This window comes from Aeromicrobium phragmitis (assembly GCF_003674095.1).
Taxonomy (GTDB): Bacteria; Actinomycetota; Actinomycetes; order Propionibacteriales; family Nocardioidaceae; genus Aeromicrobium; species Aeromicrobium phragmitis.
Genome location: NZ_RDBF01000197.1, coordinates 1 through 351 on the forward strand (window position 1 = coordinate 1; position 351 = coordinate 351).

Sequence of the window (351 nt, forward strand, 5' to 3'; positions counted from 1 at the left end):
GGCCAGCGCCGGATCGACTTGCGCCGCAGCCAGGATCTGCCCGAGCACCGCCACGGTGCCGGCCGCCCGCTCCTCCCGGTGCAATCGGTCGGCGAGGTCGACCAGCTCGGTGAGGCTGTCCACGGCGTCGAAGCGCTCGGCGTAACGGTCGATCCGTGCTCGCGTGGCCTCCAAGCAGGCCTGACCGATGAGGTCGGTGACGGTCCCGAAGTGGTAGAAGACCAGGCCCTGCGCGAGCCCGGCACGCACGGCGATGCTCCGCGCCGACACCTTGGCGATGCCCTCCGAGCTGATCGTGTCGATCGCCGCCTGCACGAGCCGTCGCTTGGTGTCCTCTGACTTGGCGGTCAT

General features: G+C 70.1%; 1 protein-coding gene. It reads right to left on the bottom strand.

Annotated features, from left to right (window positions below; all coding sequences use genetic code 11):
- The coding region (locus tag D9V41_RS16945; RefSeq protein WP_121795635.1) for a TetR/AcrR family transcriptional regulator at positions 1–351 on the bottom strand (351 nt) is incomplete at both ends.